22 protein-coding genes are annotated in these 21613 nt (G+C 37.1%); 18 read left to right on the top strand and 4 right to left on the bottom strand.

The genetic code is table 11. The annotated features are described in order from the left end of the window. Window positions 1-122 precede the first annotated feature (122 nt). The 3 genes from AC1DFT_RS17545 to AC1DFT_RS17535 are packed head-to-tail and all read left to right on the top strand — an operon-like array spanning window position 123 to window position 3692. Complete coding sequence (locus AC1DFT_RS17545) at window positions 123-482, top strand: ArsR/SmtB family transcription factor (RefSeq protein WP_478160398.1); 360 nt, start codon at window positions 123-125, stop codon at window positions 480-482. Continuing rightward, window positions 466-2562 carry a heavy metal translocating P-type ATPase gene (locus AC1DFT_RS17540; RefSeq protein ID WP_478160396.1) on the top strand — a complete coding sequence of 699 codons (2097 nt, stop codon included), beginning with the start codon at window positions 466-468 and terminating at the stop codon, window positions 2560-2562. Before AC1DFT_RS17545 ends, AC1DFT_RS17540 begins: the two co-directional genes overlap by 17 nt. A 20-nt stretch (window positions 2563-2582) precedes the next feature. Continuing rightward, window positions 2583-3692, top strand: a complete 1110-nt coding sequence (locus tag AC1DFT_RS17535; RefSeq protein ID WP_478160394.1) for a GNAT family N-acetyltransferase — start codon at window positions 2583-2585, stop codon at window positions 3690-3692. Between the two features lie 40 nt (window positions 3693-3732). Here the strand turns inward: AC1DFT_RS17535 and AC1DFT_RS17530 are convergent, their stop codons facing one another. Further along, window positions 3733-3888, bottom strand: a complete 156-nt coding sequence (locus AC1DFT_RS17530) for a lmo0937 family membrane protein (RefSeq protein WP_143128306.1) — start codon at window positions 3886-3888, stop codon at window positions 3733-3735. A gap of 191 nt (window positions 3889-4079) precedes the next feature. Between AC1DFT_RS17530 and mntR the strand changes: the two genes are divergently transcribed. From mntR to AC1DFT_RS17500, 6 genes are all read left to right on the top strand, one after another. Next, window positions 4080-4499, top strand: a complete 420-nt coding sequence (gene mntR / locus AC1DFT_RS17525; protein ID WP_478160392.1) for a transcriptional regulator MntR — start codon at window positions 4080-4082, stop codon at window positions 4497-4499. 41 nt (window positions 4500-4540) lie between these two features. Next, the gene (locus tag AC1DFT_RS17520) at window positions 4541-5401 is read left to right on the top strand and encodes a CvfB family protein (protein ID WP_478160390.1); all 861 of its coding nucleotides are present in this window, start codon (window positions 4541-4543) and stop codon (window positions 5399-5401) included. A gap of 91 nt (window positions 5402-5492) precedes the next feature. Then, window positions 5493-6410: a DUF1002 domain-containing protein gene (locus AC1DFT_RS17515; protein ID WP_478160388.1), complete on the top strand. Its 918-nt coding sequence runs from the start codon at window positions 5493-5495 to the stop codon at window positions 6408-6410. A gap of 903 nt (window positions 6411-7313) precedes the next feature. After that, entirely contained in the window at window positions 7314-8282 is a 969-nt protein-coding gene (locus AC1DFT_RS17510) for a ring-cleaving dioxygenase (protein WP_478160386.1), read from the top strand. A gap of 33 nt (window positions 8283-8315) precedes the next feature. Then, on the top strand, window positions 8316-8597 hold the full coding sequence (locus AC1DFT_RS17505; protein WP_478160384.1) for a GNAT family N-acetyltransferase: 282 nt from the start codon (window positions 8316-8318) through the stop codon (window positions 8595-8597). A 317-nt stretch (window positions 8598-8914) separates the two neighbouring features. Beyond that, window positions 8915-9376, top strand: a complete 462-nt coding sequence (locus AC1DFT_RS17500; protein ID WP_478160382.1) for a DUF4064 domain-containing protein — start codon at window positions 8915-8917, stop codon at window positions 9374-9376. A gap of 16 nt (window positions 9377-9392) precedes the next feature. On the opposite strand, the gene AC1DFT_RS17495 is transcribed toward AC1DFT_RS17500, so the two are convergent. Then, window positions 9393-9884, bottom strand: a complete 492-nt coding sequence (locus AC1DFT_RS17495) for an N-acetyltransferase family protein (RefSeq protein ID WP_478160380.1) — start codon at window positions 9882-9884, stop codon at window positions 9393-9395. A gap of 177 nt (window positions 9885-10061) precedes the next feature. On the opposite strand from AC1DFT_RS17495, the gene AC1DFT_RS17490 reads away from it, so the two are divergent. Beyond that, window positions 10062-10358, top strand: coding sequence for a hypothetical protein (locus tag AC1DFT_RS17490; protein WP_478160378.1), 297 nt, complete (start codon window positions 10062-10064; stop codon window positions 10356-10358). A 25-nt stretch (window positions 10359-10383) separates the two neighbouring features. Here the strand turns inward: AC1DFT_RS17490 and AC1DFT_RS17485 are convergent, their stop codons facing one another. Further along, on the bottom strand, window positions 10384-11520 hold the full coding sequence (locus tag AC1DFT_RS17485) for an MFS transporter (RefSeq protein ID WP_478160376.1): 1137 nt from the start codon (window positions 11518-11520) through the stop codon (window positions 10384-10386). Between the two features lie 340 nt (window positions 11521-11860). Between AC1DFT_RS17485 and AC1DFT_RS17480 the strand changes: the two genes are divergently transcribed. The 4 genes from AC1DFT_RS17480 (at window position 11861) to AC1DFT_RS17465 (ending at window position 14904) form a co-directional block, all read left to right on the top strand. Continuing rightward, a complete protein-coding gene (locus AC1DFT_RS17480) occupies window positions 11861-12652 on the top strand; it encodes an AraC family transcriptional regulator (RefSeq protein WP_478160374.1) in 792 nt (263 codons plus the stop codon). Between the two features lie 63 nt (window positions 12653-12715). Continuing rightward, the gene (gene yidC / locus AC1DFT_RS17475) at window positions 12716-13483 is read left to right on the top strand and encodes a membrane protein insertase YidC (RefSeq protein WP_478160372.1); all 768 of its coding nucleotides are present in this window, start codon (window positions 12716-12718) and stop codon (window positions 13481-13483) included. A 47-nt stretch (window positions 13484-13530) separates the two neighbouring features. Further along, complete coding sequence (locus AC1DFT_RS17470; protein WP_478160370.1) at window positions 13531-13776, top strand: hypothetical protein; 246 nt, start codon at window positions 13531-13533, stop codon at window positions 13774-13776. A gap of 303 nt (window positions 13777-14079) precedes the next feature. Beyond that, window positions 14080-14904, top strand: a complete 825-nt coding sequence (locus AC1DFT_RS17465) for a M15 family metallopeptidase (protein ID WP_478160368.1) — start codon at window positions 14080-14082, stop codon at window positions 14902-14904. A gap of 34 nt (window positions 14905-14938) precedes the next feature. On the opposite strand, the gene cls is transcribed toward AC1DFT_RS17465, so the two are convergent. Then, entirely contained in the window at window positions 14939-16393 is a 1455-nt protein-coding gene (cls, locus tag AC1DFT_RS17460) for a cardiolipin synthase (protein ID WP_478160366.1), read from the bottom strand. A 209-nt stretch (window positions 16394-16602) separates the two neighbouring features. On the opposite strand from cls, the gene AC1DFT_RS17455 reads away from it, so the two are divergent. From AC1DFT_RS17455 to AC1DFT_RS17440, 4 genes are all read left to right on the top strand, one after another. Beyond that, entirely contained in the window at window positions 16603-17994 is a 1392-nt protein-coding gene (locus AC1DFT_RS17455) for an L-cystine transporter (protein ID WP_478160364.1), read from the top strand. A 283-nt stretch (window positions 17995-18277) separates the two neighbouring features. Continuing rightward, window positions 18278-19207, top strand: coding sequence for an ABC transporter ATP-binding protein (locus AC1DFT_RS17450; RefSeq protein ID WP_478160362.1), 930 nt, complete (start codon window positions 18278-18280; stop codon window positions 19205-19207). Window positions 19208-19218: 11 nt separating this feature from the next. Next, window positions 19219-20493, top strand: a complete 1275-nt coding sequence (locus AC1DFT_RS17445; RefSeq protein ID WP_478160360.1) for an ABC transporter permease — start codon at window positions 19219-19221, stop codon at window positions 20491-20493. Then, on the top strand, window positions 20490-21599 hold the full coding sequence (locus tag AC1DFT_RS17440) for an ABC transporter permease (RefSeq protein ID WP_478160358.1): 1110 nt from the start codon (window positions 20490-20492) through the stop codon (window positions 21597-21599). The genes AC1DFT_RS17445 and AC1DFT_RS17440 overlap by 4 nt, the downstream gene beginning before the upstream one ends. Window positions 21600-21613: the final 14 nt, after the last annotated feature.

Genomic DNA, 21613 nt, shown 5'->3' with positions numbered 1-21613 from the left:
CCAAAAGCAAGGTCATTCAAATATATATTTGAATGACCTTGCTTTTGGAATAGTTCGAACATATAATGATGGTAACAATCAAACGAGTATTTGAATGAGGTGAGCATGTGCAAACAAAAGATATGTGTGAGGTAACAAAAGCAAACGAAAATGTAGTGTCTTCTGTAAAACAGCAACTACCTGATTTAACGAACGTTGCGAAGATTTTCAAAGCATTAGCAGATGAGACACGTTTAAAAATTGCCTATGCACTAACAATAGAAGAAGAGCTCTGTGTGTGTGATGTAAGTGAGATAATTGGTTCCTCTACAGCTACCGCATCACATCATTTACGTTATTTACGTGATCTATCACTGGCCAAGTCAGAACGAAAAGGGAAGTTAGTTTATTACTCATTAGCGGATCATCATGTGAACAAGTTAGTTAAAATCGCATATGAACATGCCATAGAAGAGGGTGAGAAGATTGGAGAAGGCAACTAAAAAAGAGTACCGCTTAGAGAATCTTTCGTGCGCCAACTGTGCGATGAAATTTGAAAATAATATAAAAAGCCTTGCAAATGTGGAAGAAGCAATAGTTAATTTTGGTGCATCTAAAGTTGCTGTTATTGGCAATGTCACCGTAGAAGATATTGAAAAGGCTGGTGCTTTTGATGGGATTAAAGTGGCACCGCTTAAACAGCGGAAACAAGAAACAACGCCGTTTTTCAAACGGAAAGAAAATGTCGTAACGGCCATCTCTTTCATTTTTTTAGTCATTGGAATAGTCGTTTCGTTTTTGTATGAAGAAACACATCCGCTTGCAATCGGCTTATTTGTAATCGCGATTGTAGTTGGTGGATTCGATATGTTCAAAAGTGGCTTGTTGAATTTATCACGCTTTTATTTTGATATGAAGACGCTTATGACGATTGCAATTATCGGAGCAGCGTTTATCGGCGAATGGCGTGAAGGTGCGGTAGTTGTCTTTTTATTCGCCGTTAGTGAGGCGTTAGAGGCGTATTCAATGAATAAAGCACGTCAATCTATTAGCCAGTTAATGGATATAGCGCCCCCTTCAGCCACGATTCGCCGCGGTGATCATTTAGTAGAAGTCGATACGGAATTTATTCAAATAAATGATGTGTTAATCGTAAAGCCAGGACATAAGATTGCGATGGATGGGATTGTATTGAAAGGGGCTTCATCGGTCAATCAAGCATCCATTACAGGAGAAGCAGTACCTGTCTATAAAACGACGGATGACGAAGTGTTCGCTGGTACGTTAAACGAAGAAGGCTCTTTAGAAGTTAAAGTAACGAAAAGAGTAGAAGATACAACGATTGCAAAGATAATTCATTTAGTAGAGGAGGCACAAGCGGAAAAAGCCCCTTCCCAAAAATTTGTCGATAAATTCGCGAAATATTATACGCCAATCATTATTGCCATTGCTTTTTTAGTAGCAATAGTTCCGCCATTATTTGGTGCAGACTGGCAAACATGGATTTACCAAGGACTTGCGGTATTAGTAGTTGGATGTCCATGTGCATTAGTTGTATCTACACCAGTAGCAATTGTGACGGCTATTGGGAATGCTGCAAAGCAAGGGGTGCTTATAAAAGGTGGAATCCACTTAGAAGAAATCGGACGGATACGGGCAATTGCTTTTGATAAAACCGGAACTTTAACGAAAGGTTATCCTGAAGTAACAGTTGTCGAGTCCGAATATCCAAATGACTTTATCCAAAAAGTGAAGTCGATAGAGACGTATTCGGGGCATCCACTTGCCCAAGCAATTGTGAAATACGGTTCTATGAAGCATATAAATGCTATGGAAGTCGAAAATTTTCAATCTATTACTGGGAAAGGAGCAGAAGGAATAGTCGATGGGAAAAAGTGGTCAGTAGGTAGCGTTTCATGGATTCTTTCCATTAGCTCTGTTCCATCTGAAGTAATTAAGCGTACAGAACAATTGCAATCAGAAGGAAATACAGTAATGCTTGCGGCAGAAGATGGAGGATACAAAGGATTTATCGCAGTTGCCGACCCAATACGCACAACAAGTAACAAAGTGCTACAAGATCTAAAAAGTGCAGGTATCAAACATACAGTCATGCTTACGGGGGACGACGCACGAACTGCAAACGCGATTGCAGCTAAACTTGGTATGTCAGATATAGAAGCTGGACTTATGCCAGAACAAAAACTAACTGCTATTAAAGCATTAAAAGAAAAATATGGAGCCGTTGCAATGGTTGGGGATGGAGTAAATGATGCACCTGCACTCGCTGCGGCAACTGTTGGAATCGCTATGGGTGGTGCAGGAACAGATGCAGCACTCGAAACTGCAGATGTTGCATTAATGGCAGATGACTTAGAAAAACTTCCATATACAATACGATTAAGTCGAAAAGCATTGCATATTATTAAAGAAAATATTATGTTTGCTTTAGGGTTAAAGATTATTGCGCTTTTACTCATCATTCCTGGATGGTTAACATTATGGATTGCCATTTTCGCGGATATGGGTGCAACATTATTAGTAGTATTGAATTCGTTGCGACTATTAAAAGTGCATAAATAGTACGTTCGGAGGGAAATAAAATGAAGCTTACAGAATGGACGATGGAAGAGCAAGAACAGCTTATCCATTTTATGACGACTAATACTTGGCCGTATCACGGAAATGCACACCCGGCTAGGGAACTAATTGAAAAGACAATTGAAGAAGGCGGATATCAATCAGATGAAGTTAAAACGTTTTGGGTCGAAAACGAAGATAATGAACAGGTTGGAATCGTTAAAATTTACGATTTGCGAGATGAAATCCCTTTATTTGATTTGCGAATTGCAGATGAAGCAAGAGGAAGAGGGTATGGCCCCCGTGCGTTGAAGATGGTAGCCGAATATGTTTTTCAATTACCTCAAGCAAAAATTCGTTTAGAAGGCCATACAAGACAAGATAATTTTGCTATGCGTAAAACCTTTGAACGAGCCGGCTTTGTCAAAGAAGCCCAGCTTCGTCAAGCATGGTTTTCTCCGAAAGAAGAATCTTATTATGATGCCGTTACATACGGGATGACAAGAGAAGACTTTCTAAAAGGAACAGCAACGCCAGTAAAATGGGATGATGATTCGCATCCAGAAGTGGGTAAAAAAGAAGATTATTCTTTTTCGGAAGAGCTACACACAGAACGCTTGATCATTCGAGCACCTAAACTGGAGGATGCAGAAGTAGTATGGAAAGCGATTATAAGCTCCCACGATGCTTTAAAAGAATGGATGCCATGGGCACAAACGAAAGAAACTCTGGAGCAGACTACTACTAATTTACGACAAGCAGTTGCTGATTTTATCACCCGAAAAGATTTAAGGCTGCATTTGTTCTTAAAAGAAACGGGAGAATTTGTAGGTTCTTCGGGTTTACATCGGATTGATTGGAAAGTACGTAAATTTGAAATTGGCTACTGGATCGATAGTAAGTTCGAAGGAAAAGGGCTGATGACGGAGGCTGTTGAGCGCATTACCCAATTTGCGTTGCAAGAGCTAGTTGCAAATCGTGTAGAAATCCGTTGCGATAGTGAAAATGTAAGAAGTCGTTCTGTTGCGGAAAGATTAGCATATACGTTGGAAGGAACGCTTCACCATGATTCTTTATCTTCCGATGGTAAAAGTTTAAGAGATACTTGCATTTATGCTAAAACAAGAGGATAGGTTACATTAAAAAGGTGCTGCCAATTGGCAACACCTTTTTCTAAAGCGATCGTCGTCCTGTTACTAGCTGAATAACGAAAATAATACCGGCAATAATTAATAGAGCATGGATAAGTCCACCGCCTATTTTTAGTACTAAACCTAATAACCAAAGTACGATTAATATAACAATAATCGTCCATAAAATTTTACCCATATAGAACATCCTTTCCGGTGATGTATGTTGTTATTAAAATTTACCCTTAAAAAAGGAGGATTAAACATTTCACCATCTTGTTAAATAATTCCATTAATAATTGGTATGGAGTGTAGGAAATAGTGTCTTGAATTGTGAAGGGGAGCAGGATGTAGTAAAATGAACTGAGAAGTGATGAAAGGAAGATGTAAATGCCAACACCAAGCATGGAAGACCATATAGAACAAATTTATATATTAATCGAGCAGAAAGGATATGCTCGTGTGTCTGACATAGCAGAAGCATTATCGGTACTACCATCTTCCGTAACAAAAATGGTACAAAAACTAGATAAAGATGGTTTCTTAATATACGAAAAATATCGTGGTTTAACCCTTACAACAAAAGGAATGAAACTTGGAAAAAAACTAGTAAAACGACATGACTTACTAGAAGACTTTTTACGATTAATCGGAGTGGAAGAAGAAAATATTTATGGAGATGTCGAAGGGATTGAACACCATTTAAGTTGGAATTCTATCGATCGAATTGCCGATTTAGTTTTATTTTTGGAAGAAAATCCAGATTTGCAATCGAGACTTCTTGCATTAAAAGCAGAAACTAAAGACTGAGAACAAATCCATTTAGTTGGGTAATGAGGAGAGCGATACATTTGACAGAACTAGCGTCAGGAGAAATTGTAAAATTACAAGTAAAGTCACAAGAAGGATCCAAATGGATTCTTCATCATAATGAGATGGAAATTCCATTAAACGCATCGGAAGCACCAGAAAACTTACAAGTAGATGATACGATTGAGGTATTTCTATTTGTAGATCGAAGAGGTAATCTATCGGCAACGACTGGACTTCCTACTATACAAAAAGGAACGTATGGTTGGGCAAGAGTGATTAAAGTTTCCGAAACAGAAGGGGCTTTTGTAGATATCGGCACGTCCAAAGAAGTACAAGTCAAAGCAGAAGACTTACCGAAGATAAAAGAACTTTGGCCAGTAAATGGGGACCATCTATATATGACCCTTCGAACAGATAAAGACGGAGAACTATTTGGTCGTTTGGCAACAGAGGATCGAGTAGAAGAGCTGTATATTGATGCACCTACAACATTATTCAACCAAAACCTACAAGCAAGGCCTTATCGATTACTTCCTATTGGAACATTTTTACTAAGTGTTCCAGAGAACTATCGAATATTCGTACATCAATCAGAACGAGTAGAAGAACCAAGACTTGGACAAGATCTAACAGTTCGAGTTATTGATACAAAAGAGGATGGTTCTTTAAACGGTTCACTACTTCCACGAAGACACGAGCGTATAGGCGACGATGCAGAGTCAATTTTCCGTTATTTAAATGATGTTGGTGGAAGAATGCCATTCACAGACAAATCAGCACCAGAAGAGATCCAAGAAATGTTCACGATGAGTAAAGCGGCATTTAAAAGGGCACTTGGTAAACTGATGAAAGAAGGCAAAATCGTGCAAAGCGATGGCTGGACTCAAGTGAAAGAATAAGAAAAAAGGGGTAAAAAGAATCGATTCATTCGGAACTTTTTGCTCCTTTTTACGTACTAATGGGAGAGCCGATTGAAAGGAGTTTGATGAAATGAAAAAGTTTTTACAAACCATAATGGCTATATTACTAGTTATAAGTGCATTTATTGCCCCTTCTATTGCACGTGCAGACTCAGATGGATCGCCAACAGAGGAAGTAGTAAATGAGAAATTCGGAGCCCCAATCGTCGTTTACGGCGGCAATCTAACGGAAGACCAAAAGAATAGTGTAAAAGAAAGTTTGAAAATAACAGAGAGTTCTGATGTTCAAGAAATTGAAGTAACAGGACAAGATCTAGTGACCTATTTAAAAGATGGAGATGCATCTGCGAGAATGTTTTCTTCTGCTAAGATTACTAGAAAAGACGCAGGAAAAGGATTAGTTATTAATATTGTTACACCAAATAATATTACAGAAGTAACATCTGAAATGTATGCTAACGCAATGCTAACAGCTGGTATTCAAGATGCAGTCGTTGAAATAGCAGCACCTAAACCAGTTACTGGCCATTCGGCATTAGTAGGAATCTACAAAGCGTATGAAGTAACAGGCGGAAAGCTTGATACAGAACGTACAGATGTAGCGAATGATGAACTATCTGTAGCGACCATACTTTCAAAAGAAGCGGGTATTGATGAGGCAAAAGTAAGTGAATTATTAACAGAAATTAAAAAGCAAATTGCAGAGCAAAATCCAGTAACTCGTGAAGAAGTAGAAAAAATTGTATCGGAGCAGCTAGCAAAGTTGCAAATCGAGCTTTCTGAAAAAGATCGTCAGTTATTAATCGATATTATGGATCGTATTCGTCAACTAGATATCGATTTTAGTAAATGGTCCGACCAGTTAAATGATTTAAGTAAAACTATTGAAGAAAAAGTAGGTAATCTTGTCGATAACGAAGGTTTTTGGCAAAGTGTAAAAAACTTCTTTAATAATTTAATCGATTCCATTCGTTCTGTTTTTAACTAAAATGCACATCCTAATTATCCATACGAGATAATTAGGATGTTTTTTATTGGAGGAAATTATAAAGTATCTGTAATTGTATAGTTTTCTCTCAACACATAAGGTCCACCTCTGTTTAGGGATAATGCGTCGTAGTGGGTTGTATGAAGTGTCCGCATGGATTTTTGCAGCAGGGCGGACGCTTTCCGTAGGGTGAGCGATGAGCCTTCACCGCCGCGCTTACGCGCGTACGTTGTGAAGTCTCATTTTACTCAGGCAAAGGAACAAAGGCTAAGAGCGCCACATCGTGTGGCAACGCCTTTGTGACCAACATCCTGTTGGCCTCTACTGGAGTCGCCTCCCTGCTGCGAAAATCCAATGGAGATTGCTTACTTACTCCATATTGACTTGCTAAAAAGAAAACCAACTACAATTTTCCAGTTATTTTAATCCAATAAATGGATTAGGGCAACAAATCGTTCATTGAAAGCAACTAATTCTGCTCCGAAAGCGACCAAATCAGCGTGAGAGCAACTAAATTGCCCGCGAAAGCAACTAATTCTTACAATAGCAAGTTTACTTAGATTGAGTCGACAATGATTTCGACATATTATAGGAATAATATGCCTAAAAGATCGCCGAACTCGCCTGCCCGGCATCTGCTCGACTAGTTTTGTCGTGTTCAGCTGTTTTATTGTCGCGTTCAACCACTCATCGCTCACCCGGCGGAAAGCGTCCATTCTGTAACGAAAATCATAGCTGTTACTTTACAACACATTATCCCTATATTGCACATATTATCTTCATGGAAAACAAGATACACTTTAAAGCACTTACGCTTTATTATTTGCACACTAAATCAATTTTTGTTAATATATTATTAAGATATCTCGAATTCAAGATATACAAAAGAAGGAGGAAGTTAATATGAAATTAGCAGGTATACACCATGTTTCAGCAATTACTGGAGATGCAGATAAAAATCATGATTTTTTCACAAGAATACTAGGAATGCGTTTAGTGAAGAAAAGTGTCAATCAGGATAGTACCTCTTCCTATCATTTGTTTTACGCAGACGCGGTTGGAACACCTGGAACGGATATGACCTACTTTGACATTCCGATGGCCGGAAGAACACATCCTGGTGTATCAAGTATTAGCAACACATCATTTCGTGTAAAAAGCGATGATGCCCTAGCATTTTGGAAAGCAAGATTCGAGCAGTATGAGGTACCACACGATCAAATCACTGAGAGATATGGTAGAAACACGCTTTACTTTGAAGACTTTGAAGGATCAAGATTGATGCTTGTAGTGGATGATGGAAAAGGAATTCCTTACGGCGAAGCATGGGTGAAAGATGAAGTTTCCGCAGAAAACGCTATCGTTGGTTTAGGTCCGGTTACATTAACAGTAAGAAAATCGGCACCTACAGAAAAGATACTTCAGGATATACTCGGTTTTACGTTGGCTGGATCTTATTCGTCTCCAATAGAAAATATGCCCGAAATTCTTGTTTATACAACTGGGGAAGGCGGACCAGCTGGGGAAGTGCATATAGAAACCCGTACAGATCTACCAATTGAACGACCAGGACGAGGAAGCGTACATCATGTGGCATTCCGCGTTCCGACAATGGAAGATTACCCGAAATGGGAAGAATTATTGCGTGCGCAAGGGTTTACTACTTCTGGTTTAGTTGACCGCTATTATTTTAAATCGATTTATTTTAGAGAACCGAACGGCATCTTATATGAATTGGCAACGGATGAACCAGGTTTTGATTCAGATGAACCGATGGAATCACTTGGTGAAAAACTAGCACTACCACCTTTTTTAGAGCCGCAAAGAGCACAAATCGAAGCCAAGTTGCGTCCGTTGTCAATTAACAAATAGATGTGTTAAAATTCAGAAAAGGAGTGGTAGACAATGGATTTTCAATACAAAGAATTAGGTAATGACGTTTTTGCATACGAGTATGTACAAGAGGGAGAAAAACTTGGTGAAATAACGTGGACATTACTTGGAGACATCATGGTAATGGATCACACTTACGTTTCTGATAAGTTGAGAGGCCAAGGAGTAGCAAAAAAACTACTGGATACTGCCGCTTCCCATGCTCGCGAAAATAATTTGAAAATGGAAGCCGTATGCTCCTATGTTGTAGCAGTTTTCAATAAATCTGATGAGTATAATGATGTAAAAGCTTAAAATAAAAAGGCGATCCGCTTTTCAATTAGTGGATTGCCTTTTTATCTTTTACGTATTAAATCTGTGTAAATAATACTAAAATTCCTGTTAATACGGAAGCACCTGCCAATGTATAAAAGAAATCAGACTGGTTAAAAATCAATTTTTTCTCCATCTAATCATCCTCCTTAAAATAAGTGTTAGTATATAGATAACCGAATTTTTAAATTTTTAAACAGGTTTAACCCCAAAAGTGGAGGGAAGATTAAAAAAGACGGAACTTTTATTAATTGTATTCGTAGAATAATTGTATTTAAACTTTTATGGAGGTTATTTATATGTCACGTACTGGAGAAATTGTGTTAGGTGTAATTAGTGCTCTTTTTACTATTCTTGCAATTATAGGAGTATCTATTCTCGTAGTTAGTGGAAGTGCTGCAATTCAAGAAGAGTCGGTAAAGATTGATTTACAACAAGAAATCTTGAATGATCCGACTTTTACAGGAGAGGAAGCTGAAATGGTTGCTCAATTTGTGGATGTATTGCCAGACATGTTAAGCGCTTTTGGATGGGGATTTGTTATTGTCCTTGTGATTAGCCTTGTGTTGAATATTGTAGGAATTGTTGCAGTTACTAAAAACAAAAAACCAAAGCTTGCAGGTGCTATGTTTATAATAGCTGGTCTATTTGCTGGAATTATTTCGTTAACTTCTATTTTATTGTATATCGCTGCAATTATGTGTTTCGTTCGTAAGCCGCCAGTAGCACTTGCTGAAGAAGAATATTATAAAACGGTATAACTAAAAAAACACTAGCTTAATAAGCTGGTGTTTTCAATAGATACAAATATTTTGCTGTAGATAAAGGGTGTCCCTCAAAATATTCGTCAAATTCTTCCAAGCATTCGAATCCAAAGTATTCATAAAATGCACGAGCTTTGTTATTTTCGCTTTCTACATAAACGAATAATTGACGACCAGTATGCATCTGTTCTAATCCCGCTTGCAGTAGCTTTTTTCCGTAACCAAGTTGCTGATACTCAGGAAGTATATAAATGGCTGTGAGTTCTGCATCACCGTCTTCATCTACGTAAGTAAAGCTTGCAAAACCTACTGGTTGCCCTTTATATTCAGCGAGTAAAAAGATTGTTTTTTCCATCCGTTTGGCAAGCATTGTATTCGAATAAGCCCTTTCTAGAAACAGTGCTTGTATATTATCAGGAATAATATCCTTATATGTTTCATTCCAACTGATCTTTGCGATTTGTTGTACAGTTGAAATATCTTCTAACGTCGTCGCCCTAATCATTTGAAATCACCTCTAAATTCTTTTTGTTATCATATCAAAAATACGAACAATCTTCTACCAATAAGCAGAATATTTACAAGTAATACTTGCTGTAAGGAATAATATACGTTTAGATAGTGCAAATAAGGGTATGTATAGTAACAGGTAGAATATCAGAAAAACTCGGAGGTAATATAAATGGCAAAAAATAAATCACTATTATTAGCAGGTCTGGCAGCGGGGGCATATGCCTATTTTAGAAAAAAAGAAAATCGTGATAAAGCTATCGTGGCTTTTAACAATACAAAAGCAAAAGTAAATTCGTATATGGAAGCCCAAAAGCATAATAATTCCGATTTAACGGAAACTGGTCACCCGGATCCACAAAATATTCCAGATAACAAAATGGTATCTGAAGGGGCAATGACAAGTGTCCAGTATTATAATGAAGAGGTACAAGACAAAACGGATAAATCCACAGAGAACACAAAATAAAAAAGGTGCCAATTACGGCGCCTTTTTATTTTTTATTATTCAAAATAGATAATCCAGATGTAATAAGTAAAATAATTCCTGTAAGTAAAAAGCCGCCATTAGCAGTTAACTCTAAAAAACCAGTCAAGCTAGAACCAGCGACAACCCCTATCGAGAAAAAAGCATAAAAATAACCATATGCTTTTCCGCGGTAAGAAGTATCCGTAGAATCTATTAACAGTGAATTAATGGAAGGAAATAAAAAGGCAAAGCCTACTCCATAAACACCCATCCATATATACATAAGTGACAATATCTCCGATTGTCCCAAAAGTAACATACTAATTCCCATAAGGGCCATCCCAAAAGCTAATGTTTTGATAGGTTTTACCCAATCGAAAATTCGATTCGTTGGAAGGATAAAAATGAGAATAGCGACAAGCCCGAACGTACTAAGTAGAAATCCACTAGTTTTCGAATCAAAACCGAGTTGCACAATTTTGAGAGGAAGCATATATGCTAAGACCCCTTGCGAAAACATTAAGAAAAATGCTCCGGCAAAAGCTTTGACTAGACCAGCTTCTTTAAAAAATGCACGTATGGACATAGTGGAAGTGGACCTAGCAATCGTTGTTTTTTTATGAATTGTAATGGATCTTAACATAATCAGTGTCAAAATGCTTAACAAAAGCATGATGGAACCCGTGATGCTAAGTACAAACACTTCGCTTTTTTTGCTCGCAATAATACCACTCATAGCGGGTCCGACGATAGCAGCTAAACCAACAAATGCTCCAGATAGTGCTACACCTTTCCCACGTTTTTCATTGGCAGTTTGGTTAGCGGAAAAAGTAAACGCAGCAGGAACGATTAATCCTGCAACCAAACCATGAATAAAACGTATGAATAATAGACCAATTGGCTCTGTTACCAATTGATACAAAAATAAAGCCCCGCTCGTTGTAACCAAACCAAATAGTAAAATATAAAAAGGACCTTTTTTATCGGTCAAAACTCCAGAAATGACATTTCCAATTGTATTCGAAAATGAATACATGCCCACAACTAAGCCAGTAATAAATGGAGTGGCCCCAAGTGATGTGGCAAAAGGACTCATAATCGGCAACTGTGTAAATAAATCAAAAAAGGAAAAAAAGATGATGATATAAACAAAAAAACGCAAATTAGTTCCTCATTTCTATATTGAACTATTCTCTAGTTTAGCATTTAGGACAGCTTTGCACTAGAAATGTGGAAATTCGAGGTTGGCTATAGACAATTACCAAAAATTCTTAGAATGTGTTTGAAAGATACTAGTAATTGCCGAAATAAACAATAGAAAATACAAAGTAAAATTTGAAATGAAAAGATTAATAGGGATAATATATGGAAAATATTATGCAAAAAAATTTACTAGTTGTAAGAGATAATAGTTTTAATTTCCAGTATAATGATATAAAATGATTCTGTATACCTTAAGTGTGAGGCCCAAAAGAACTAGGAAGAAGAAAGATGAGGTTTATATGTATAGTAAAGATAAAATATTTTTGGAGTATTTCTCCAAATCTTATAACAAGGAAATAGGTGTCACAAATAGAATTGAAGGTTTAGATCAATTTTTTGAATTAGAGAAGAAGCTATTTCTACATATGTTTTCCTATGATATAGAAGAAGCAAAAGCAGTCTTAAGAAAAATGATTGATTTAATCATCGCGAGAACAGGGAAATCTATGATATTAAATATCAAAAACTACTACATACAACTAGCTTCCATAATGGCCAGAAAACTGTACGAAAACCAAGTACCAGCAGACAAAGTAATGGCATTTAATATTGCTAGTGTCGATATTATTGATACACAAATGAATGATGCACAATTTCTTCAATGTGCAGATGAACTTGTAGAATTTTTTGTAATGGTCATCACAGAAAGAAAAAAACCCTCCTTTGGCCATCAAACAGTGAACAAAGTAATATTATTTATAAATGATGGAAGTGAGACAAACCTGACGGTGGAGGATATTGCAAACCATTTCAATATTAGTACAAGCCATCTATCCCGTATTTTTAGAGAACATACAGGGGTAACTCTAGTAGAATATTTAAATATTCGAAAAGTCGAGGAATGTCAGTACTTCTTAAGGCATACAAATAAAGCAATTTTGGATATTTCCGATTCCTTCCATTTTTGTAACCAAAGCTATTTCACCCGTATATTTAAAAAGTATACAGGCGTTACACCAAAACAATTTAGAAATCATTTGGAACATCCAAATTTTAAATATATATTCCCGAATGAGCCTAAATCGCTTTAGATTTGATAAATAGCTTCATAGTGATGTATACTCGGTATAGTTTGATAATTGTAGGTGAATGAATTGAAAAAGAAGATTAGTTTACTTTCTATTCTTGTATTTGCAACCGTAGTACTAAGTGGATGCGCAGGAGTAGAAAACAAAGAGGGTACTTTTTATAATATATTTGTTCGACCTTTTGAGTTTTTAATACATTTCTTCGGTGAAATGTTCAATGGTAGCTATGGACTAGCGATTATCGCTATTACAGTTATTATCCGTTTGGCACTTATGCCGTTAATGCTTAGAAACTATAAGCATCAACAAGGCATGAAAGAAAAAATGGATAAATTGAAACCAGAAATGGACGAGATCCAAAAGAAATTAAAGGAAACAAAATCTAAAGAAGAGCAAATGGCTTTACAGCAAGAAATGATGGGGCTGTACCGTAAACACGGAGTAAATCCTTTAAATATGGGCTGTTTACCAATGGTTATTCAAATGCCTATTGTCATGGGACTTTATTTCGCGATTTTATATTCTTCCGAGATCAAGGCACACCCATTTTTGTGGTTTAACTTAGGTACGCCTGATATTGCGATGACACTTGTAGCTGGTGCTGTGTATTTCATCCAAGCGAAAGTATCACTGTGGACAGTACCTGAACAACAAAAGCAACAAATGAAAATGATGATTTATATTTCACCTATTATGATCATGTTCATCTCGTTTAGCTCAATGGCAGCATTGCCGCTTTATTGGACAGTTGGTGGACTATTATTAATATTCCAAACATATTTAGGTAGAAAATTCTACTCAAATCATCCTGCGAAAGCAAAAGAATCAGTATAAAAACGAAGCTACATGAGCTTCGTTTTTTTTCTTGTGAGGTGTAAAAAATGAAATATAATTGGATTTTTGGCGTTTTAATTGTGGCATCAGCAATTACTGCACTTGTGTTTATTGTCAAAGGTAATTTAAACATGGCCGTGCTATTTATGACAGCTATTTTTGCACTTAGTAATGGCTACCGTGCGATAAGTTTTAAGGAAAAAGGATTTCCCCGTGAGGCGAAGTGGATGAGAACGATGGCAATCATCTTTGCTGTACTATTTTTCGTCGTGTTAGGGTTAATATTATTTTAAAAAATGCGTTTACCTGAAAAAGGTAGACGCATTTTTTTTTCGGCTTATGGAGATAATGCGTCTTAGAGTATCCGCTATGATTTTCGTTACAGAATGGACGCTTTCCCGGTGGAAGAAAGCGTACGACTGCAGCGAAAATCCTTGTGGGCACCCAATAGGTCTTTTACATCGCAGTTTCCCTATTATGTGAACTTATCTTGTAAAGATAGTTTTGTTTTTATTTTGAGAAGATAGTCTAGCGAATTATTCCTGTAAAAATGGTAAACTAGAAGTATCGTTAGTGGAAAGAAGGAAGACCAGAATATGCAGTCAAGATATAGTTTGTTACAAAAGAAGAAAAAGAGAAAATGGCCATATATTGTTTCGGGATCCATATTAGCAGTATTAATCGTAGCAATTGTCGGTTGGATTTGGTGGAATGACTGGGATATAGATAAAAGTATAACTGCCTTAGGAATTTCTTATAAAGCAGAGGAGTCTGTTCCTGTTGAGAAAGTGGAAGAAAAACCAGTAAAGGAAGAACCAGTTGTGAAAAAACCACCTGTTGTAGAACCTGAAGTCGATTTGTCTGGAGCAAAAGGATATATTGGCAACGAAACATTGCCGGAAGAACCGACTTATGTGGAAGGGATATTAATTGCAAGTAAAAAGTATCCATTGCCATCTACTTATGCGCCAGGGGAAAGCAAGGAAGCAAGAGCAGCATTCGCGGAATTGGCAGCGGAAGCTACACTTTCTGGTTATGAGCTAGTTGCATTCAGTACGTATCGTTCATTTGATTATCAAACAACTTTATATGAAAAATATGTGAGTAACGATGGTCAAGAAGCTGCGGATCGTTATAGTGCGCGACCTGGATATTCTGAGCATCAAACGGGGCTTGCATTCGATATAGGGGAACAGCATTTTGAACAGCATTTTGCGAGAGAGAGCTTCGGAGAAACAGAAGCTGGAAAATGGGTAGCTGCCAATGCACATAAATATGGTTTTATCATGCGCTATCCAAATGGCAAAGAAAAAATCACTGGATATATGTACGAACCCTGGCATTTCCGATATGTTGGAAAAGAACTTGCGCCGAAGATTTATGATGCAGGAACAACTTTAGAAGAATACTTTCATTTATAAAAGAAAGAGGTTTCCGATTTTGGAAACCTCTTTCTTATAGGATTGGTGATAATAGTCGAGCGAGCGATTCTTTAAATTTAATCATTTTAGATCGTTCTTCGTAAATCTCCCATGTCATTTCGGTAGATACTTTCATATCTTCTTCGAAAATTTCCGCAAGTTTATGCGAGGTTTCACGATCATAAATAAATGCATTTACTTCAAAATTCAATTTGAAACTGCGCACATCAATATTAGCTGTACCTACAGTAGAGGCTTCGTCATCGATAACAATCATTTTTGTGTGCAAAAATCCATTTTCGTAAATATATATTTTGGCTCCAGCCTTGATTAGTTCTCCTACATAAGAGTAAGTAGCCCAATAAACAAAAATATGGTCCGGTTTGTTTGGAATCATTATACGTACATCAATACCTGATAGACAGGCAATGCGCAGGGTATCCATAAAGCTAGCATCTGGGATGAAGTATGGTGTTTGAATATAAATATACTTTTTTGCCATCATGATTAACTTTAAGTACCCATTTTTAATTTGTTCCCATTCAGAGTCTGGACCACTTGAAACAATTTGTAAACCGACAGAACCTTTTAAAGGAATAGCTGGGAAAAATATATCGGAGTATTCAATATCATGCTCGGTAGAAGCCTGGTTCCAATCGAGTATAAAACGGGTTTGGAGTGGATGGACGGAGCTACCTTCAATACGTAAATGTGTGTCACGCCAGTATCCAAACTTTTTGTTTAACCCCAAATACTCATCCCCTACATTAAAACCTCCAATATAGCCTATACGACCATCAATTACGACGATCTTTCGGTGATTACGATAATTCATCCTTGGATTTATAAGAGGGAAAATAGCAGGGAAGAAAGCTTCCACACGGCCACCTAAAGCGATTAATTCTTTAAAATGCCTTTTTCGTAAAGAACGAGAGCCGGTATCATCGTATAATATTCGGACTTTTACCCCTTGTTTTGCTTTCGCTAAGAGCACTTGATAAATTTGTTGCCCAAGGTTGTCTAATCGAAAAATATAATATTGAATATGAATATGATCTTTCGCATTTTCTAAATCATGCAAAAGGGCATCAAATTTTTTACGACCATCCGTGAAAATTTCCACATCGTTATCTTGGGTTAGAACTGCGTGGTTATTGTGCAAATGCATTATAATAAGCTCTTTATAGTGGCTAGCATCATCGAGACGAAAATCGAATGAGTCATCTTCTATCGCTTCCATTTGGAATTCGATTAGTTTATCAATCCCGATCTTATTTTTTCCTTCCCATCGGAATAAATGCTTTTTACGTAGCTTTCTTCCAAACAATAAATAAATACCGAACCCCAAAATAGGGATGAAAAAGAGAATCATAATCCAAGCCCATGTAGAAGAAGCGTCCCGCCTTTCCAAAAATATTAATGCGATAGCAAGGAAAATATTTAAAATCAGAACGCCTGAAACGACTAGAGTATATAAACTTGCTGCCATAATAACACCTCCTACAACGTCTGGTGAAGTTTATCTTCAGTATAGCTGATTTATGGAAAAGAAAGAAGAAAAGTAAAAATCAATTATGTCTTATGATGGTTCCGTTCAGATTTTTATTCCCCGTTGAGAAAAATTAAATCAAAACCTACTTGACCAATAGGAATAAAAGAATTATTATATGTTAAGAGTTAGAAAGGGAGGTACTTTAGATGGATTTATTATTTATTATTCTCAATGTAGTTGCTTTGTTGGTATTCGTTGGGATTTTAATCATAATGCAAAAGAAACATGTTTCTTTTTCAAAGAGAGTATTTACAGCATTAGGGCTTGGGATTGCGTTAGGTTTAGCACTTAACTTTATTTACGGAGCGACTTCAGAAGTATTAGCGGAATCTGTGCAATGGTATAACTTAATCGGAACCGGTTATGTGAAGCTTCTTCAAATGATTGTAATGCCATTAGTATTTATTTCCATTTTAGGGGCATTTACTAAAATTACGATTGGTAAAAACTTCGGAAAAATGGCAGCAATTATTTTAAGTTTCTTAATTGGAACCACTGCAGTTGCAGCGGTTGTAGGTATTGGTTCAGCGGCCATTTTCGATTTGAATGCGGATCAAATTGTGCAAGGTGATGCGGAATCGGCACGTGCTGAATATTACGAAGGGCGTTCTGCAGAAGTTGAAGACAAAGCACTTCCTCAGCAAATAATTGATTTACTTCCTGCGAATCCATTTTTAGATTTCACTGGAGCACGTTCTACATCTACAATTGCTGTTGTTATTTTTGCAGCATTTTTAGGGTTTGCTTATTTAGGGGTAACGCGAAGAGACCAAGATAATGCAACGGTTATTAAAAAAGGTATTGATGCAGTGTATGCACTTGTAATGAGTGTAGTGAAAATTGTATTACGTTTAACGCCTTATGGTATTTTAGCAATTATGGCTAGAACAGTAGCAACCTCTGATTTTGGAGCAATCTTTAACTTAGGAAAGTTCGTTGTAGCTTCCTATGTAGCGTTAGCGGTCGTGTTTGCCATGCATTTAATCATTATTTCTTTATCTGGATTAAATCCAATCACCTATTTGAAAAAGGCATCGGAGCCATTAATATTTGCATTCACTTCTCGTTCAAGTGCAGGTACTTTGCCGATTAATATTAATACGCAAACTTCTAAGCTAGGTGTATCTGAAGGGATTGCAAATTTCTCTGGTTCATTTGGTTTATCGATTGGGCAAAATGGATGTGCTGGGGTGTATCCGGCGATGTTGGCATTTATGATTGCACCGTCTCAAGGGATTAATCCACTTGACCCAATGTTCATCCTAACGGTTGTAGCAGTTGTAGCAATTAGTTCATTTGGTGTAGCAGGAGTCGGTGGAGGAGCAACATTTGCTGCGATTCTAGTGCTTTCTGCTTTAAATCTACCAGTTGCTTTAGCTGGTTTACTAGTTTCAGTAGAGCCATTAATCGATATGGGGCGTACAGCTGTAAACGTAAGTGGATCGATGACAGCGGGTGTTGCTACAGCGAAAATCACTGGAGAATTAGACAAAGAAGTGTACGATGCTCCACTAAAAACGCAAACTGTAGAAGCGTGAAACATAGAAGTAAAAAAGCCGTCCGTAATGGGCGGCTTTTTTATGTTAGTGGAAGTTTTAAAGTTTATGCTGTGTATAACTTACTTCAAATGCCATGACGCCACTTCTTATGCCGCGATATAGGGATACTGCGTAAACTATTCATTTACAATATAAACTTTTTAGTCGTTATTCTTATAAATATTATGCGACCTATTAACATAAACTTAACGGTTGGATTTGCAGGAATTATGGAAATAGTTTGATATAATATAAACTACTATGCAAACAAGGAGCTGGATGGATGCTACAAGCGATTAATTTACATAAAAAATATAAAAATAAAGAAGTAGTACGGCATATTAATATGCAACTAAAGGCAGGAGAATCGGTCGGTTTACTTGGCCCGAATGGTGCTGGGAAATCCACAACGATTTCTATGCTTTCTTCACTGGTCATGCCGACTAGTGGGGAAGTAATCTGGGACGACCAATCGATTAATAAAAATCCGGAAGCACTTCGAAAAGTACTCGGTGTAGTGCCACAAGAAATTGCCTTGTATCCAGAACTATCTGCGAAAGAAAATCTCCACTTTTTCGGACGTGTTTATGGAATCAAAGGGCAATTACTTGCTAAGCGCACAGAGGAAGTGATGCAGAAAATCGGCTTGACCGACCGCCAAAACGATATAGTCAAAACGTTTTCTGGTGGGATGAAGCGAAGACTAAATATCGGAGCCGCTCTTTTACACAAACCTTCGATATTAATCATGGATGAGCCAACAGTAGGAATTGACCCTCAATCGAGAGCGTATATTTTGGATACAGTTAAACAATTAGTAGAAGAAGGAATGACATTGTTATACACAAGTCATTATATGGAAGAAGTCGAACTACTTTGCAACAAAATATATATTATGGACCAAGGAGAAATTATCGCACACGGAACAAAAGAAGAGCTAAAATCGCTCGTTTCAGACAATCAAACGATTGAGCTTCAAGCACATCTCCTCTCTCCAGAATTTGAGGAGGCACTCCAAAAACAATTTCCAACTGCAACTATTCGAAATGAGGAAGAAGCACTATCCATTTCCTTGCCCAAAAACGAGGAACCACTTGCTACAATTTTTGCACTAGCAGCATCAAATGACATAACAATTACTTCTGCAGTTATTAAAATTCCTTCGCTCGAAGATGTGTTTTTACATTTAACAGGAAGAGCGTTAAGAGATTAGGGGGATTTGTTATGTTAAGAAGTTTAATCGGAAAACAAATGAAAATGCTTTTGCGCAACAAGCAGCCACTTATCATTTTACTAGTGATGCCTATCGTGCTCATAGCGATTCTTTCTACTGCGCTTGCTAGTGTGATGAATAGTGATGAAGAAGTGGCCATTCAAGCAAAACTGGTTCTAATCGATGAATCGAACTGGGAACAGGAAGAGGTAGCAATCGAAAGTTTCTTAAAAGAACAAGGTGTTAGTGGTCTTACTTTGGAGGCCTTACTTGAAGTGTTTGAAAGCAATGATCCAATTGGTATTTTAGAAGAGTCTATTTTAGGGATGGAGGATATTAGTAAATATATAACAAGGGAAAACAGACAATCATCTGAACTTGACTACCTCCGAAAAGATGAAAAAATCGATGGCATTTTAATGATTCCAGCTAACTTTCGTTTAAATTATGTAAAATCAGCTTATTTTGATGATCAAGAAACACCTGATATGGAATTGTTTTTAAGCCAAGAAAATGGAATACGTGCTTCGATTATTCAATCGGTGCTCGACGAGTGGCAAACTGGTTTTACAAAATCGATCGCTTTAACAAAAGCAGGCATTTCACCTAGTGAAGTAATGCATAATGAGCAAGCGGTTGAAAGAATAGAACAGGTGTTACAAGAAAGGGAGCGGAAAATTCCTGCTTCCATTTACTATACAATTGGAATGCTAGTGATGTTTGCGCTCTATATTCCAACATTTTTGTCGGGCTTTGCTTTGCAGGAAGTGCAGTGGAAAGTATATGATCGAATTATTTTAGCGGGGGTGTCTGCTACATTATATGCTTTTTCCATTTTTATTACGGGAACAATTGTAGCATTACTACAGCAAATCATCATCTTACTTTTTGGTAAATTTGTGTTAGGTATTGACTGGATTGGGCTGGAAGGAATGGCCATTATCGTATTTAGCTTTAGTTTGTTTGTTGGAGGGCTTTCTGCTTTATTAACAACCTTGCAACTTCGAACAAAATCCGATGGCGTTGCAAATATATTTAATGGTTTAGTTGTTTCTGTATTCGCTTTTCTTGGAGGCTCGTTTTTCAATATTGGAGACGTCTCTAGTCTACTTGCGAATATTGGGAATTTCACACCAAATGGAGCGACAATGAGTGCCATTTTATCGATTCAAAAAGGTCTAACATTAGATGTTATTTGGTCATATATGTTCACTTTATATGGATGGTTTGTACTTTGCGTATTGTTGTCTATTGTGTTATTTCCAAAAAGAGGGGTGACGTCATGAAGGGAATATGGCTAGCAAGACTTCAAAATTTGAAACGAAAGCCTCTCGTTCTTATTTCAATGACCATTATGACCGTTATTTTTGCCTATGTCTTAAGTGGCGGAGTTGGTAGTAGTATTACTTTACTAGTGGCAACGGATAATACGGACATGAGTAATAGTGTTTTGGAAAGATTGCAAAATGAGGATGACTATGCGATAACCGTTTTAACAGAAGCAGAATTGCGGGAAGTAATGAAGGAAAAGAGGGACAAAATCGGATTATTGCTTCAAGAAAAAACGTATTCTATTTTTGCGGACACCGAATCAGATGTCGTAAGTATGTTATCTCTTGAAGTAGTATCAATGTATAACGAACTTGCTTTTCGTGACCGAGTAGTTGCTATTGCTGGGGAAAGTAAATGGGAGGAAGTAGAACAAGGTATGATGGAAGACCCATCATTTTTATTGGAAAAGACTTCCATGGATGAATCACAAGTTTTTAGATATGATGGGGCGCTTCAAAGTCTTTTTGGCTTCATGCTCTATTTTGTATTTTATACCATTTCGATTAATGTACAATTTATATTAGAAGATAAACGAACTGGGATATGGAATCGTTTGAAGCTTGCTTCGATCAGTAGATACCAATTGTATTTGGGCCACTTATCTTTTAGTTATATGATTGGACTTATTCAAATGCTATTAGTTATTTTCTTGTTTCGATTTATCGTGGGTACGAATATGTACGGTGGATTTTGGAAAGTAGTAATTATCTCGAGTTTTTATGTATTGCTCGTAATGGCATTCTCCTTGTTTATCATCTCCCTTGTGAAAACGGTTAGTCAAAGTAGCGTTATTATTTCGTTACTAGCAGTAGCGTTTGCCATGATCGGTGGAGCATACTGGCCGCTAGAAATTGTGCAGTCAGAAGGTTTACTCGCGATGAAGTGGATATCTCCTATTTTTTACGGAATGGAAGCTTTAAAAAGAGTAACGATTTATGGGGAAACTTTAGGGGGAGTTATTACGTATATAAGTATAATGCTACTTTTAGCTACATTATTAATCGTAATCGGTATTACTTTACTAGAAAAAAGAACGGAGCGATACCATTCTAGTGAGTAGATAGGGGTGTTTGG

Source organism: Psychrobacillus sp. 05T411 (assembly GCF_056396485.1).
Note: the sequence above shows the minus strand (reverse complement) of the source record. Positions and strands in the feature narration are given on the sequence as shown.